The sequence below is a fragment of the Leuconostoc mesenteroides subsp. mesenteroides genome, from assembly GCA_009676745.1.
GTDB classification, from domain to species: Bacteria; Bacillota; Bacilli; order Lactobacillales; family Lactobacillaceae; genus Leuconostoc; species Leuconostoc koreense.
The window spans coordinates 1,588,297-1,603,694 of sequence record CP046062.1 but is presented as its reverse complement, the minus strand read 5'-3'; the positions used below and the strand labels follow the sequence as shown (position 1 = coordinate 1,603,694).

Sequence of the window (15,398 nt, the reverse complement as noted above, 5' to 3'; positions counted from 1 at the left end):
CATGACAGTAAATATTTACGATAATGCCAATGAAATGGCAAATGTTTTGACAGAGACACAACAATATAATGCATGGCAAAATGCATTTAACGCCATACAAAATGACGCTGATTCTAAGGCGTTGTTTGGCGAATTCCAAGCAATTCAAATGGCAGTTCAACAAATGATGCAAAGCCAACAACAACCAAAACCTGAACAAGAAAAGGAATGGGATGCTGTTGCTGCAAAAGTACAAAAGGACGAAAAAATCAATGCACTGATGGAGGCAGAGCAGGCGTTGAACACTTTGCTCACAGAATTAAATGACATCGTTACAAAACCTGTTGCCGAAGCATATTCTAAGTTGCAGAAGTAATTTAAGCTCACTATCACCGACAGATATTCTGTTGGTGATTTTATGTAAAGGAAGATATTTATGTTTATGAAGTTTTTGAAGGAGTGGGTTTTTCCAATTGCCATTGCAATTCTAATTGTAGTACTTATTCGCTCATTTTTATTTACGCGCGTAAAAGTTAGCGGACCATCAATGGAACCTAACTTACAAGATAGAGAGAATGTTTTTCTAAACAAGGTGGCAAGTTATAGGCGTGGAGACGTTATTGTATTTAAGGCTAAAGACGAAGATCCTAGGTACCAATCTGGCGACGATAAGTATGTGAAGCGTATTATTGCAATTCCAGGTGATACGGTTGAATACAAAGCATCTAATCTGTATGTCAACGGCAAGAAAGTTAATCAGAACTTCATTGGTTTGAATGAACGTACACAGGGAACAGAGATGTCTTTTGGCAGCACATGGTCTCTGAAGACACTTTCTTCTGGCACTTTATGGCAGAGCAAAGATCGTAATCATTCTACAGTTCCAAAGGATAAATACTTTGTCATGGGTGATCATCGATCAGTTTCAAATGATGGACGATACTTTGGATTTGTAGACAAAAAGCACGTTGTTGGTAGAGTCATTGTGCCATTCTGGAATAGTAACAAAACAGCCAAAGAAAATATCAATCAAGGAAACAAAAATTTCTTTAGTAAGTAAGTTGCATTAATTTTTAAAAGATGCTATGATTACTATCAATAAAATAAAACCTTTAATCAGGTCCAGAGAGACCTGCAAGGCTTTAGATACTTTTGGTAAAGTGTACACTTTTACCCTTATTTTCTAGAACCAAGCGGTCGCTCAGATCGCTTGGTTTTTTGTATAAAGAAGGGTAATATGCGAAACTATTTGAATATAAATGCAATTAATAAAAGTGACGTGCTACACTTAATACAACGTGCATTAGCGTTAAAATCAGGTGAGCAACCTAAAACAAAATCGATAACGGCTGTAAATTTATTCTTTGAAAATTCAACGAGAACGCATAGTAGTTTCCAAATGGCAGAGAATCAACTTGATTGGAAGCAAATAAAAATCGACCCTCAAACTAGTTCAATGACAAAAGGAGAGAGTTTGGTTGATACTTTAAAAACACTTAAGGCGATTGGTGTGGATGTTGCAGTAATTCGTCACTCTCAAAATTCATGGTATGAAAGTGTCTTGCGGAGTGAAGGACATGCGATCCCACAACTTGTAAACGCAGGGGACGGCAGTGGTCAACATCCTTCACAGAGTTTATTAGATTTAGTGACAATTTATCAAGAGTTTGGACACTTTGAAGGTTTGAAAATTCGAATTGTTGGAGATTTAGCACATTCACGAGTAGCACGTTCAAATGCAGAAATACTCAATAATCTCGGTGCAACAGTAACATTCAGTGGGCCAAAAGACTGGCAACCAGTCGATTTTGAATCATTTGGCGAACATGTTGATCTTGATGTTGGTTGGTCAGAACAGGATGTTGTGATGTTTCTTAGAGTACAACATGAACGTATCACACATACTGAAAATCAAAATTTTTCGGCCAAAAAGTATCATGAAATGTATGGTTTGACTGAATCACGCTACGCGAGTTTGAAAGAAAATAGCATTATTATGCACCCAGCCCCAGTTAATCGAGACGTCGAGATTGCTGATGATTTAGTTGAAGCACCGAAATCACGAATATTTGACCAGATGACTAATGGCGTTTATGCACGAATGGCCATTTTAGAATACGTTACGGAGTAAGTAAATGCAACTAATAAAAAATGCTAAAATTTTATGGAATAGTCAACTCGTTCCTCGAGATGTTTTAATTGATCGAGGCATCATTCAAAAGATTAGTAGTCACATCGAAAGTAATGTAGCTACTGTTTTTGATGCTAAAGGGGCTTTTCTTTCAACAGGATTAGTAGATGTACACGTACATTTTCGTGAACCGGGTTTTGAATATAAGGAAACGATTAATAGCGGATCTAAAGCGGCTGCACGCGGTGGGTTTACGACTGTGGTTGCCATGCCTAACTTAAATCCAGTTCCTGATAATGAAGATAAGATAGCGAATCAAATTGCACGAAATAAACAAAATGGTGTGATTCATATTGAACAGTATGGTGCCATCTCAAATAATTTGACGTCAAATCAAGTAACTAATATTAAAGGCATGTCAGCAGCTGGAGCCAAAGCATTCACCAATGATGGTAAAGGGGTACAGACAGCAAATACCATGCTCCAAGCAATGGTCGCCGCTGCATCGGTTAACAAACCTTTAGCCGCGCATTTGGAAGACGATACGTTGGTTCATGATGGTGTCATGAATGAGGGGAAAAAATCTACAAAGTTAGCATTACCAGGAATTACAGGATTGGCGGAAAGTTCACAACTTGCTCGAGATTTGGTACTAGCGAAAGCTACTGGTGTTCATTACCATGTCGCGCATATTTCAACTAAGGAATCGGTTGACTTAGTCCGAATTGCCAAACATGAAGGTATCCATGTGAGTGCTGAGGTTTCTCCGCATCACTTATTATTATCAGAAGAAGCTATCAATTCTGATAATGCAATGTTCAAAATGAATCCACCATTACGTACGCAAAAAGATCGTGAAGCAGTTATTGCTGGATTACTTGATGGAACCATCGACATGGTTGCTACTGATCATGCACCACATGGAAAAGAAGAGAAGCAGCAGTCTTTCTTAGAGGCACCATTTGGTATTACCGGGATCGAAACAAGTTTCCAACTGCTTTATACTTATTTGGTTAAAAATGGTGTGATGACGCTAGAAACTTTGCTTGAGCGAATGGTTACTGCTCCAGTCAGCGAATTCCAGTTGCAGGCGCCCACTAGTATTGAAGAAGGTGCGCAAGCAGACCTCGCTTTGTTTGATCTCGATAATAGTTATAAAATAGATGCTGAAAGTTTTGAGTCAATGGGAAAAAATTCACCATTTATTGGATGGCAAGTGTATGGGAAAACATTGGCTACATGGGTTGATGGTGAAATTGTATATAAGGATAACGTAAAATGAAAAAACGCTACTTATTATTGGAAAACGGATCAGTATATGAAGGTGAAGCTTTTGGTGCTGATATTGATATCATGGCAGAGTTAGTTTTTAACACTGGTATGTCTGGTTATCAAGAATCGATTACAGATTTATCATACCGAGGTGAAATTATTGTATTTACTTACCCACTAATCGGTAATTATGGGGTTAATCGCGATGATTTTGAAAGTTTGCGACCAGCTGCATCTGCAATTGTGGTGCATGAAATCGCTCGACGTCCAAGTAATTGGCGTAAAATGATGAGTTTACCTGAATGGGCAGAAAAAACTGGCATGCCTGGCATAACAGGTGTTGATACACGTGCTTTAACAAAAGAATTGCGTAATCAAGGCGCAATGAAAGCAGCTCTTGTTGATGAAATAACGGATGACGTCGTTGCGAGACTAGGAGCGTTTGAAATATCGAAAACAATGGTTGGAGATGCAACAACAAAAACACAGTATCAAAACCCAACTGATGGTGTATCAATCGCACTCATTGATTTTGGTCTGAAAAATTCAATTCTTCGTTCGCTTGCCAAGCGTGGCGTTAACGTGATGGTATTTCCTGCTAATGTGGATGCAGAAACAGTTTTGGCAGCGAACCCTGATGGTATCTTACTATCGAATGGACCTGGAGATCCCAAAGATGCAAGCTATGCAATTCCAACAATTCAGAAGTTGCAAAATCATCTGCCGCTAATGGGGATTTGCTTGGGACATCAGTTGTTCGCAATCGCCAATGGCGCAGAAACTTACAAAATGAAATTCGGCCATCGTGGTTTCAATCATGCTGTGCGTACAATTTCCAAAACGAGACTAGACTTTACATCACAGAATCATGGCTATGCAGTAGAACGAGCCAGCTTAGAGAAAACAGATCTAGTTGTGACACATGAGGAAATCAATGATCAGACTGTTGAAGGTGTTCGTCTGAAAGGTTACAATGCTTTCTCTGTTCAATTCCACCCAGATGCAGCACCTGGCCCGCACGATGCTGAATATTTATTCGATGAATTTTTGGATATGATAGCTGAATCAAAGAAGGAGACTACAAATGCCTAAACGTCAAGACATTAGTAAAATATTAGTAATTGGTTCCGGACCAATTGTTATTGGTCAAGCAGCTGAATTTGATTATTCTGGTACACAAGCTGCACTTTCTCTAAAGGAAGAAGGCTATCAAGTTATTTTAGTCAATTCTAATCCGGCAACGATTATGACTGATGCTGAAATTGCTGACAAAGTATATATTGAGCCGCTATCAATTGACTTTATTGAACGTATATTACGTAAAGAGCGTCCAGATGCTATTTTGCCAACATTAGGTGGTCAAACTGGATTAAATATGGCTAAAGACCTTTCCGAAGCAGGAATTTTGGATGAACTAAAAATCGAGTTACTTGGAACGAAGTTATCGGCAATCGAAGAGGCCGAAGATCGTGAAGAATTTAAAGCTTTGATGGAACGTTTGAACGAACCTATTCCAGAGTCTATCATTGCAACTACTTTAGAAGAATCTCTTAATTTTGCTGACACACATGGTTATCCAGTAATTGTTCGTCCAGCCTATACACTAGGCGGTACCGGCGGCGGTATTGCTCAAACGCATGAAGAACTTTCGGAAATTACGGCGAATGGATTAGAACTTTCTCCTGTAACACAAGTGTTGATTGAACGTTCGATTGCGGGTTACAAAGAGATTGAATTTGAAGTGATGCGTGATGCTCATGACAATGCGTTGGTTGTTGCTTCAATGGAAAATTTTGATCCAGTCGGTGTTCATACTGGTGATTCAATTGTTACGGCACCAGTTCAAACATTATCCGATCGTGAAGTTCAGATGATGCGTGACGCAGCGTTAAAAATTATTCGTGCATTAAAAATTGAGGGTGGTGTCAATATTCAAATGGCACTTGATCCTGATTCATACAAATACTATATTATTGAAGTCAATCCACGTGTTAGTCGTTCTTCAGCATTAGCTTCAAAAGCGACTGGATATCCGATTGCCAAAATGGCTGCAAAAATTGCTGTAGGCTTGACACTTGATGAAATCATTAATCCGGTAACTGGCACGACAAAGGCAGAGTTTGAACCAGCTTTAGATTATGTTGTGTTTAAAATTCCACGCTGGCCATTCGATAAATTTTCAACAGCAGATCGCAGCCTAGGTACACAAATGAAGGCAACTGGCGAAGTGATGGCTATTGGTCGCAATATGGAAGAAGCCATGTTAAAGGCTGTTCGCTCACTAGAGATTGGTGCTATTGGCTTAGATGATATCACTTATAAAGATTTTTCAGATGACGAACTGTTAGCAGCGTTAATGCCTGCTCGAGATGATCGTTTGTTTATGATTGCTGATTTATTACGTCGAGGCGTTTCAATTGAAACGATTCATGATAAAACATTAATTGATGAATTTTTCTTGGATAAAGTATTGCATGTTATTGAAATCGAGCGAGACCTTGCCAACCATGTTGGAGATAGCGATCAGTTGCAGTATGCGAAAAAGAATGGATTTGCTGACGAAACTATTGCCAAAATCTGGGGTAAGACAGCTGCTGAAATTAGAACATTACGTAAAGATAAAGAAATTAAACCAGTTTATAAAATGGTGGATACTGTTGCGGCGGAATTTGAATCGGCAACACCGTATTATTATGCAACCTATGAACAGGAAAACGAATCGATTATTAGTACAAAAAAATCAGTACTTGTACTAGGTTCTGGACCGATTCGTATCGGGCAAGGTGTTGAATTCGATTATGCAACTGTTCATGCAGTTAAGGCTATTCAACAGGCGGGATACGAAGCAATTATTATGAATTCTAATCCAGAAACTGTTTCAACAGATTTCTCTATCTCGGATAAATTATATTTTGAGCCACTTACCTTGGAAGATGTTCTCAATGTAATTGATTTAGAAAATCCAATCGGTGCAGTTGTTCAATTCGGTGGACAAACTGCAATTAATTTAGCTCAACCTTTATTAGATAATGGTGTAAATATTTTGGGAACTTCTGTAGAGGATCTAAATCGTGCCGAAGATCGTGAAGCATTTGATCAGGTTATAAAAGAACTCGCTTTGCCACAACCTGTTGGTAAGACAGCGACCACGGTTGACGGTGCATTAGTTGCCGCACAATCCATTGGGTATCCTGTATTGATTCGTCCTTCATATGTTTTGGGTGGTCGAGCAATGGAGATTGTTTCTTCTGACGATGAACTTCAGGATTATATGCAACGTGCAGTCAAGGTTTCAAATGATCATCCAGTATTGATTGATTCGTACTTAGTGGGCCAAGAAGCAGAAGTAGATGTCTTGTCAGATGGTGAGACGGCTGTAATCCCGGGTATTATGGAGCATATCGAACGAGCAGGGGTTCACTCAGGGGATTCCATGTCAGTTTACCCACCGCAATATTTGTCACAAAAAGTTCAAGATGAAATGGTGCAGGCCTCTATTAACTTGGCTAAAGCTATGAATACGATAGGACTGATGAACGTACAGTTTGTTATTCATGAAAATACAGCATATGTTATCGAGGTAAATCCACGTGCATCACGTACAGTACCTTTCATCTCTAAAGTCACACATCTTCCGCTCGCTCAATTAGCAACAAGAGTGATGTTAGGTGAAAAATTGTCAGAAATTGGATTTGAGACGGGGCTTGTTCCTAACGATGATATGGTACACGTTAAAGCACCAATATTCTCGTTCACGAAGTTGCCCGATGTTGATTCTTTGCTTGGACCAGAGATGAAATCTACTGGTGAAGTCATGGGTTCAGATATTAACTTGTCAAAAGCGTTATATAAAGCCTTTATTGCTTCTAATATCAAAGTACCACGTTACGGTAATGTCTTATTCACAGTTGCTGATGATGACAAAGAAGAGGCGCTTGAATTAGCAAAGAGATTCAATGATTTGGGATTTGCTTTGTTTGCCACTGCAGGTACGGGTGCTTACTTGTCAGACAATGACTTACCCGTGGAAGTACTCGATAAAATTTCGGAATCCGATAATAATGCGGTTGCAGCACTGCGTCAGCAAAAAGTGCAGGTTGTTATTAACACGACTCAGGCAGATGATCGTGCTGAAAGTGATGGCCGGTTAATTAGAAACGCCGCGATTGAAAATGCTGTACCTTTGTTTACTGCCTTAGATACAGTTAGTGCCTTCCTAGAAGTATTAGAATCACGCAGTTTTACAGTGAAAGAAATGCACTAAAATTTTTTCAAATAAGCTTCGGCTTATGTACATAGGAGGATCATAATGACAGAACAGCCAGTCTTTATTGCTTTGGACTTTCCTGATGCAACCACTACTTACCAATTTTTGAAACCCTTCTCAGATTTGCTAGAAAAGCCTGCATTGAAAGTTGGTATGGAGCTCTTTTATCGTATGGGACCAGAGTTCATCACAGATCTACGTGCATTGGGTTATACGATTTTCTTAGATTTAAAACTTTACGATATTCCAAATACTGTTGGTCATGCAGTCGCTAATATATCAAAACTAGATGTACAATATTTAACCTTACATGCAGCTGGAGGAAAAAAAATGTTAGAGGCAGCTGTCGCCAATAAAGGTGATTCGTTAAAATTACTTGCGGTGACACAATTAACTTCTTTTTCTGAAGCTGAAATGCAAGAGATACAATTAACCACAGCGACTATTGAAGAAAGTGTTGCACATTTGGCTGAGCTCGCCTACTCAGTAGGAATTGATGGAACAATTAGTTCACCTTTAGAAGCTCGTTTAATTAAGTTGCACACAGATGATCAATTTTTACGTATAACACCTGGTATTCGTTTATCTGGTGATGCAGTTGGAGATCAAGTTCGTGTGACAACACCAGCAGAAGCCAAGAAGTTGAATTCAACTGGATTAGTAGTTGGTCGATCAATTACAGAATCAACTGACCCAGTAGTTGCATACCAACGTGTTATTAACGAATGGAGAAGATAAATGACAGACTATAAACAACAAGTAGCTAACGATTTACTTGAAATTGGTGCCGTAAAGTTTTCGCCAGAAGAACCTTTCACATGGGCTTCAGGTATAAAAAGTCCAATATATACAGATAATCGAATGACCATTGGATTTCCTTCGGTACGCCAAAACATTTATAAAGGGTTGGCTGAATTAATTAAAAGAGAGTATGGTGACGTCGAGATTATTGGTGGTGTTGCCACTGCAGGGATTCCCCACTCAGCTTGGGTAGCTGAAGAATTGAATAAACCAATGATCTATGTACGTTCAAAACCCAAAGATCATGGGGCCGGTCGTCAAACAGAGGGTGCATTGGTTAAAAATCGTAAAGTCGTTTTGATTGATGACTTAATATCAACAGGTGGATCTGTATTGGCTGCAGTAAAAGCAGTGCGTAATGAGGGCGCAATTGTCCTCGGTGTTGTTTCCATATTTTCTTATGAATTACCAGATGGTAGGAAAAATTTTGCAGAAGCAGGACTAACATTTAATTCGCTAACGACATACTCACAACTAATTGAAACAGCCGTAAAGCGTGGAAATCTCGAAAAAACACAGGTCGAAGCCTTACAAAATTGGAAGAAAAATCCGAATGCTTGGCAAGCATAGTAAAAAGGCTCATCAGAGATGAGCCTTTTTACTTGTTTTTTAATAAATAGCGTCGCGATATAATCCAATAACTTTTCCTAAAATAGAAACTTTTTGCAAAATAATTGATGCCATGTTGTTGTTTTCAGGTTGTAGACGATAATGATCAGCTTCACGGAAGAAACGCTTAACGGTCGCTTCATTGCTATCATTCATTGCGACAACAACGTCACCATTGTCGGCATTCTCTTGTTTACGTACGATAACTTTATCTCCATCTAGGATGCCAATGTTAATCATTGAATCACCATGGACATTCAACATGAATAGGTCACCATCAAATTGCATTAAATTGTCTGGGATAGGGAAAAATTCAGTCGCTTCTTCTTCTACTGCTAAGATTGGTGTGCCAGCTGTCACCATTCCAAGTACTGGAATCTTTCCTGGTGTTGTTGAAATACCAAGCATCTCTAAACCAATATCGGTTACTTCAATCGCACGTGCTCTTGGTTTAGAAGCGTCTTTTAAGAGATAACCTTTTTTGACCAAACGTTCAATGTGTCCGTGAATAGTTGAAGAAGATGACAATCCAACAGCTTCACCAATTTCTCGGACAGTTGGTGGGTAACCATTTTCTGATTGTGCTTCGTGGATAAATCGAAGCACTTGAATTTGTTTGCTTTCTTGTGTAATTGCCATGTTGGATTTCCTACTTGTTGAATTTACTATCACCAGTATAACGGAAAAACACGAACAAATCAAACGTTTGTTCGTTATTTTCGTAAAAATTTATGTTATTTATTTTTTGAAAGAACAAAATAGTTCATATAGAAAACGTTAACTCTGCAAGTTATTATAGCACGCCTTTGCTGGCTGTGCTATAATAACTATCAGACATTTTAGTAAGGAGAATATGCATGATTAGCACATGGCTAGCAATTTTGATTGCAGTGTTAACTTTAGTTATTGGTTTAGTCGGTGGCTTTTTCTTGGCACGTAACTCAATGAAGAGTTATCTTGCAAAAAACCCACCTATTTCAGAAGAAATGATGAAGTCAATGATGATGTCAATGGGACAAAAACCATCTCAAAAGAAATTGAACCAAATGATGGCTCAGATGAAACAACAAAGTGCCAATTCGCAAAAAAAATAAGCCAATCGGCTTATTTTTTTTCTGAGCGTTTTGGATCTACATATTTCCAATTGGGGTCTATCTCAGCATCTAGTTCTTGAAAGGCCGTTTGCATCTGCTCAGTATATTTAGCAATATTTTCTTTGTTCAATCGATCTTTACGATCAATAATAATTGGTTCACCAAAGTTAACTGTGGTATTATTACGTTTGAAAAGTTGACTGAACTTAACGGGACCTTGATAGACAGCTGGTACAATTGTTTTTCCTGCCATTCTTGCAATTAAAATTGAACCTGATTTTAGTTCGTCACTGTGTCTAGAACCAGAAGGAAACATGATTAAAGAACGATTGCCATCTTTTAATTCGCGTACAGGAATTTTGATGACGCTTGGGCCAACATTTTCACGATCGACTGGGAAGGCCCCGGCTGATTTGATTAACCATGCAAGTGGCTTGAATTTAAATAATTCAACTTTTGCCATGAAAATAAAGTGCTTTGGGTAGGCCGCCATGGCATACCATACTGGATCCCACCAAGTGCGGTGTGGACCAACTAGCACATAATTATCGTCTTGGGGTATTCTGTCGCGATTCATATATTTAATGCGACCAGTAACTGTCCATATTAAAGCAACAGCGATGCCACGTAAAAAATCATAGAATTTCATATTTATTTACCTCATAAATTAATCATTTCAATTTTACAGATAAACAGAAAGAAACGCAAATGACACAACCATTTATTAAAACAAATGAACGTATCGATGGACTGCCATCACAACATATTAATATTATCCAGAATCCAGACATGTTTTCATACTCTCTAGATGCAATTTTATTAGCGCACTTTGCTGACGTAAAGGGGAAAGGTAGAGGATTATCTGTAGACTTGGGATCGGGTACTGGCGCAGTTGGCCTGTTTTATGCCCCCAAAGTGACTGGAGAAATAAAGTTAGTAGAAATACAACCAGAATTAGCTGAAATGGCACAACGCAGTATTGAAATGAATAATTTACATGAACGTGTTTCTGTTGTTCAAGCTGACATGAAAGATATATTTAACGAAATTAAACCTGGATCTGTTGAAACTGTTCTGACCAATCCACCTTACTTTCCTTTAAATGAGACGACCAAGACGAATATGGATAAACATTATGAAATTGCGCGTCACGAATTGATGATTAACCTCCCTGAATTGGCCCAAATTACTAATAAACTGCTGAAAAATAATGGCAAGGTCTATATGGTACATCGGCCGGAAAGACTAGCAGATATATTTGCAGCTTTTGCTGCACGAAAGCTTATGATTAAAAGAGTTCAATTTGTGTATGGCAAAGAGAACCGTGAAGCTAATATGGTCTTAATAGAAGCTATCAAATCTGGTCGACCAGGTGGTGTACGTATTATGCCGCCTCTTATTGCCTATACTGACGACAATAACTATACACCAGAAGTGCACGATATTCTCTATGGTGAAATGTGGTAATGAAATATTATTATTTTTATGTTTTATATACAGCTGATGGCTATTTTTATGGCGGATTCACAGACAATGTACAACGTCGTCTAGCGACACATGAGTCTGGTAAAGGTGCTAAGTTTACTCGAGTAAAGTCGCGACACCCATTAAAATTAATTCACTATGAAGAGTTTCAGACAAAGAGCGAAGCGTTAAAAGCAGAAGCGAATTTTAAGAAATTAACACGAACTAACAAGGAACAGTACTTACTAACACATCACGTGGTCAAAATTTGGTAATGTACTTGCCAAGGTGCTAAAACTAATGTAGAATGAAACATGTTGCGAAAAGCGGCAAATACACACGATAAATGAGAACACGTAGGTGCAGAAATGTCAGCGTGAACAACGAATTTGTCGGCGGAAAAACCTAGGAGGCCATATCATGGCAGTTATTTCAATGAAAGAACTCCTCGAAGCAGGAGTACACTTCGGTCACCAAACACGTCGTTGGGACCCAAAGATGGACGAATATATCTTTACAGAACGTAATGGTATTCACATCATCGATTTACAAAAGACAGTTAAGTTAGTTGATGAAGCTTATAACTTTATTCGTAACGCTTCTACTGACGGTGCTAATGTATTATTCGTTGGTACGAAGAAACAAGCTTCTGATGCAATTGCTGAAGAAGCAACACGTGCTGGTCAATACTACATCAACCATCGCTGGTTGGGTGGTACATTGACAAACTGGAACACTATCAAGACACGTATCCAACGCTTGAAGGATTTGCAAACAATGGCCGAAGACGGAACATTTGAGCAATTGCCTAAAAAAGAAGTTGTTTTGTTGAACAAGCAACGTGAAAAGTTGGAAAAGTTCTTAGGTGGTATTCAAGATATGCCTGGTTTGCCAGATGTATTGTTTGTTGTTGATCCAAAGAAGGAAGAAATTGCCGTCAAGGAAGCAAACATGTTGAACATCCCAGTCGTAGCTATGATTGATACAAATGCTAACCCAGATGTAGTCGATGTTAAGATTCCTGCTAACGATGATGCCATTCGTGCCGTACGTTTGATTACGTCAAAGATTGCTGATGCTGTTATTGAAGGCCGTCAAGGCCAAGATTCAGCACCTGAAGATGCATTCGTTGAAGGTGACGAAAATACAGAATCAATCGAAGAAATTGCTAACATTGTTGAAGAAGGCAATAACTAATTAATTATATTCTATGAATGCCGTTCCTAGCGGACCTGTTCGGGACGCGGAATGGTATTTTTATATGTTATAATAAAAATATATTAAACTATTTTAGAGGAGCACTATAATGGCAATTACTGCTGCACAAGTAAAGGAATTACGTGATAAGACATCTGTTGGAATGATGGATGCTAAAAAAGCATTGGTTGAAGCTGATGGCGACCTAGATAAGGCAATTGATTTATTGCGCGAAAAGGGTATGGCAAAGGCCGCTAAAAAGGGTGATCGTGTCGCTGCCGAAGGAATGACAGCTGTTGCGGTTAAGGGTAACCGTGCTGCAATCATCGAATTAAACTCAGAAACTGACTTCGTGGCCGGCAACGCTGAATTCAACGAATTGCTTAATGCGGTTGCTAACACAATCGTTGAATTTGCACCTGCTGACGTTGAAGCTGCTTTGGCACTTGAGGTTCAAGAAGGGCAAACTTTGAACGACAAGATCATCGGAACAACTCAAATTACTGGTGAAAAGATTACTTTGCGTCGTTTCTCAGTAGTAGAAAAGTCAGATTCAGAAAACTTTGGTTCATATTCTCACTTGGCAGGCTCAATTTCAGCATTGGTTGTTGTTGATGGTGCTTCAGAAGAAGCTGCCAAGGATATCGCGATGCATGTTGCCGCTATTGCACCACAATTTGTATCTGATGATCAAGTACCTGCTGATGTGATTGCTAAGGAAAAAGAAGTACAATTAGCTTCTGAAGATTTGAATGGTAAGCCTGATAACATCAAGGAACGCATGGTCGAAGGACGCATTAAAAAGTTCTTGGCAGAAATTTCTTTGTTGGATCAACCATTTGTTAAGAATGGTGACCAAACAGTTGCACAGTTTATTGCTTCACAAAATGGATCAGTTAAGTCATTTGTTCGTTACCAAGTTGGTGATGGTATTGAAAAGCAAGTTACTGATTTGGCCGAAGAAGTTGCTAAGCAACTTGGTTAATATTTAAAAATTACTAATTACCATTAATTAGTTTATTAATGAGATTAATTAGCTAAAGAGTGTACTATTATATAAATAGCGCACTTTTTTTTCGGAAATTTTTGAAATTTTTTGATATACTTGTATAAGCAAATAAAAGAGGTTAAACATGACTGATATTAAGTACAAACGCGTTTTGATGAAGCTCTCTGGTGAAGCATTGGCAGGAGATAAGGGGCAGGGTATTGATCTTGAGACTGTTTCTGCAATTGCTGAAGAGCTAAAAGATGTTCATGACCTAGGTACTCAGATTGCCATTGTTGTTGGCGGTGGAAACTTGTGGCGTGGAGAGCCGGCATCAAAAATTGGTATGGAGCGGTCTCGTGCTGATTATACTGGTATGCTTGGTACAACAATGAATGCGCTAGTTTTGCAAGATTCATTAGAACGCGCTGGAGTCCAAACACGTGTGCAAACTGCTATTACAATGCAGCAGATTGCTGAACCTTACATACGCGGTCGTGCGATTCGCCATCTCGAAAAGGGACGAATTGTTATTTTTGCGGCGGGTACAGGTTCTCCGTATTTCTCTACAGACACAACGGCAGCTTTGCGTGCAAATGAAATTAATGCTGACGCCATCTTGATGGGAAAAAATGGCGTCGATGGTATTTATGACTCAGATCCAAATAAAAATGCGAATGCAATAAAGTTTACTGAATTGACTCACCTTGATATTTTGCAAAAAGGTCTGAAGGTAATGGATTCGACAGCAAGTTCGCTATCTATGGATAATAATATGCCGTTGGTGGTGTTTAACCTTAACACACCAGGTAACTTGAAACGAGTTGTGCTTGGTGAAGCAATCGGAACAACAGTAACAGGAGAAAAATAATGACTTTTGATTTAACTAATGCCAAAGAACGTATGAAAGGGGCACAAGAGGCACTTCAACGTGAATTAGCTAACATCCGTACAGGACGCGCGAATCCTAATATTTTGAATCGTGTTGAAGTTGAATATTATGGGGCAATGACACCATTGAACCAAGTAGCTTCAATTTCAGTTCCGGAAGCACGCATACTGTTAATTACACCGTTTGATAAAAGTGCCTTGGAAGCCATTATACATGCAATTAACGTGTCTGATCTTGGTTTGAATCCCGCTTCTGACGGTAATATTGTGCGCTTGGCGATTCCACAAATGACAGAAGAACGTCGTAAAGAACTTGCTAAAGAAGTGAAGGCTGAAGCTGAGAAAGCGAAGGTTTCAGTTCGTAATGTTCGTCGTGATATTATGGATGACATTAAAAAAGACAAAGAGATGCCTGAAGATGATGCCCGTAAGGCAGAAGATCAGACACAAAAGTTGACTGATGAAAATATCAAAGCAATTGATGAAATAGCAGCTGAAAAAGAAAAAGAATTGTTAACAATTTAATCTTTGTAAGATATTGTGAGCATGTTTGACTTGGATCTATCCAAGTCTTTTTATTTTTTAACCATTTTTATTTAATTTTGGACCATCGATGACTAAGTTTATGTAGAAATTTTTACTTGACGATTGGTCATAGAGAGTGCATAATATCATTAATGAGTTTTGTACGTGATGAAGCCAAGT

General features: G+C 38.8%; 17 protein-coding genes. 15 read left to right on the top strand and 2 right to left on the bottom strand.

The features are described 5' to 3' along the window. Nucleotide 1 precedes the first annotated feature (1 nt). From GJV51_07990 to GJV51_07955, 8 genes are all read left to right on the top strand, one after another. Nucleotides 2-355 (top strand): hypothetical protein, encoded by a 354-nt coding sequence (locus GJV51_07990; protein ID QGM25920.1) that lies wholly within the window; start codon nucleotides 2-4, stop codon nucleotides 353-355. A 60-nt stretch (nucleotides 356-415) separates the two neighbouring features. Next, nucleotides 416-1,039 (top strand): signal peptidase I, encoded by a 624-nt coding sequence (gene lepB, locus GJV51_07985; protein QGM25919.1) that lies wholly within the window; start codon nucleotides 416-418, stop codon nucleotides 1,037-1,039. A 177-nt stretch (nucleotides 1,040-1,216) separates the two neighbouring features. Then, nucleotides 1,217-2,110 (top strand): aspartate carbamoyltransferase catalytic subunit, encoded by an 894-nt coding sequence (locus GJV51_07980; GenBank protein ID QGM25918.1) that lies wholly within the window; start codon nucleotides 1,217-1,219, stop codon nucleotides 2,108-2,110. Between the two features lie 4 nt (nucleotides 2,111-2,114). Further along, entirely contained in the window at nucleotides 2,115-3,392 is a 1,278-nt protein-coding gene (locus tag GJV51_07975) for a dihydroorotase (GenBank protein ID QGM25917.1), read from the top strand. Further along, nucleotides 3,389-4,474: a glutamine-hydrolyzing carbamoyl-phosphate synthase small subunit gene (gene carA / locus GJV51_07970; GenBank protein ID QGM25916.1), complete on the top strand. Its 1,086-nt coding sequence runs from the start codon at nucleotides 3,389-3,391 to the stop codon at nucleotides 4,472-4,474. Before GJV51_07975 ends, carA begins: the two co-directional genes overlap by 4 nt. Beyond that, nucleotides 4,467-7,646, top strand: a complete 3,180-nt coding sequence (gene carB / locus GJV51_07965) for a carbamoyl-phosphate synthase large subunit (GenBank protein QGM25915.1) — start codon at nucleotides 4,467-4,469, stop codon at nucleotides 7,644-7,646. The genes carA and carB overlap by 8 nt, the downstream gene beginning before the upstream one ends. 45 nt (nucleotides 7,647-7,691) lie before the next feature. Continuing rightward, on the top strand, nucleotides 7,692-8,387 hold the full coding sequence (gene pyrF, locus GJV51_07960; protein QGM25914.1) for an orotidine-5'-phosphate decarboxylase: 696 nt from the start codon (nucleotides 7,692-7,694) through the stop codon (nucleotides 8,385-8,387). After that, nucleotides 8,388-9,020, top strand: a complete 633-nt coding sequence (locus GJV51_07955; protein ID QGM25913.1) for an orotate phosphoribosyltransferase — start codon at nucleotides 8,388-8,390, stop codon at nucleotides 9,018-9,020. It begins immediately after the preceding gene. 39 nt (nucleotides 9,021-9,059) lie between these two features. Here GJV51_07955 and lexA read toward each other — a convergent pair whose 3' ends face one another. Next, a complete protein-coding gene (gene lexA / locus GJV51_07950) occupies nucleotides 9,060-9,698 on the bottom strand; it encodes a transcriptional repressor LexA (GenBank protein QGM25912.1) in 639 nt (212 codons plus the stop codon). A 218-nt stretch (nucleotides 9,699-9,916) separates the two neighbouring features. On the opposite strand from lexA, the gene GJV51_07945 reads away from it, so the two are divergent. Further along, nucleotides 9,917-10,153, top strand: a complete 237-nt coding sequence (locus GJV51_07945; GenBank protein QGM25911.1) for a YneF family protein — start codon at nucleotides 9,917-9,919, stop codon at nucleotides 10,151-10,153. Between the two features lie 10 nt (nucleotides 10,154-10,163). Here the strand turns inward: GJV51_07945 and GJV51_07940 are convergent, their stop codons facing one another. Then, nucleotides 10,164-10,802 carry a 1-acyl-sn-glycerol-3-phosphate acyltransferase gene (locus tag GJV51_07940; protein QGM25910.1) on the bottom strand — a complete coding sequence of 213 codons (639 nt, stop codon included), beginning with the start codon at nucleotides 10,800-10,802 and terminating at the stop codon, nucleotides 10,164-10,166. 59 nt (nucleotides 10,803-10,861) lie between these two features. On the opposite strand from GJV51_07940, the gene GJV51_07935 reads away from it, so the two are divergent. From GJV51_07935 to GJV51_07910, 6 genes are all read left to right on the top strand, one after another. Further along, nucleotides 10,862-11,620, top strand: a complete 759-nt coding sequence (locus GJV51_07935; GenBank protein ID QGM25909.1) for a methyltransferase — start codon at nucleotides 10,862-10,864, stop codon at nucleotides 11,618-11,620. Beyond that, nucleotides 11,620-11,892 carry a GIY-YIG nuclease family protein gene (locus GJV51_07930; GenBank protein ID QGM25908.1) on the top strand — a complete coding sequence of 91 codons (273 nt, stop codon included), beginning with the start codon at nucleotides 11,620-11,622 and terminating at the stop codon, nucleotides 11,890-11,892. The genes GJV51_07935 and GJV51_07930 overlap by 1 nt, the downstream gene beginning before the upstream one ends. A 145-nt stretch (nucleotides 11,893-12,037) precedes the next feature. Next, complete coding sequence (gene rpsB / locus GJV51_07925; protein QGM25907.1) at nucleotides 12,038-12,814, top strand: 30S ribosomal protein S2; 777 nt, start codon at nucleotides 12,038-12,040, stop codon at nucleotides 12,812-12,814. Between the two features lie 109 nt (nucleotides 12,815-12,923). Beyond that, nucleotides 12,924-13,799: an elongation factor Ts gene (locus GJV51_07920; GenBank protein ID QGM25906.1), complete on the top strand. Its 876-nt coding sequence runs from the start codon at nucleotides 12,924-12,926 to the stop codon at nucleotides 13,797-13,799. 148 nt (nucleotides 13,800-13,947) lie between these two features. Continuing rightward, nucleotides 13,948-14,673: a UMP kinase gene (locus GJV51_07915; GenBank protein QGM25905.1), complete on the top strand. Its 726-nt coding sequence runs from the start codon at nucleotides 13,948-13,950 to the stop codon at nucleotides 14,671-14,673. Continuing rightward, entirely contained in the window at nucleotides 14,673-15,218 is a 546-nt protein-coding gene (locus GJV51_07910; protein ID QGM25904.1) for a ribosome recycling factor, read from the top strand. Before GJV51_07915 ends, GJV51_07910 begins: the two co-directional genes overlap by 1 nt. Nucleotides 15,219-15,398 lie beyond the last annotated feature (180 nt).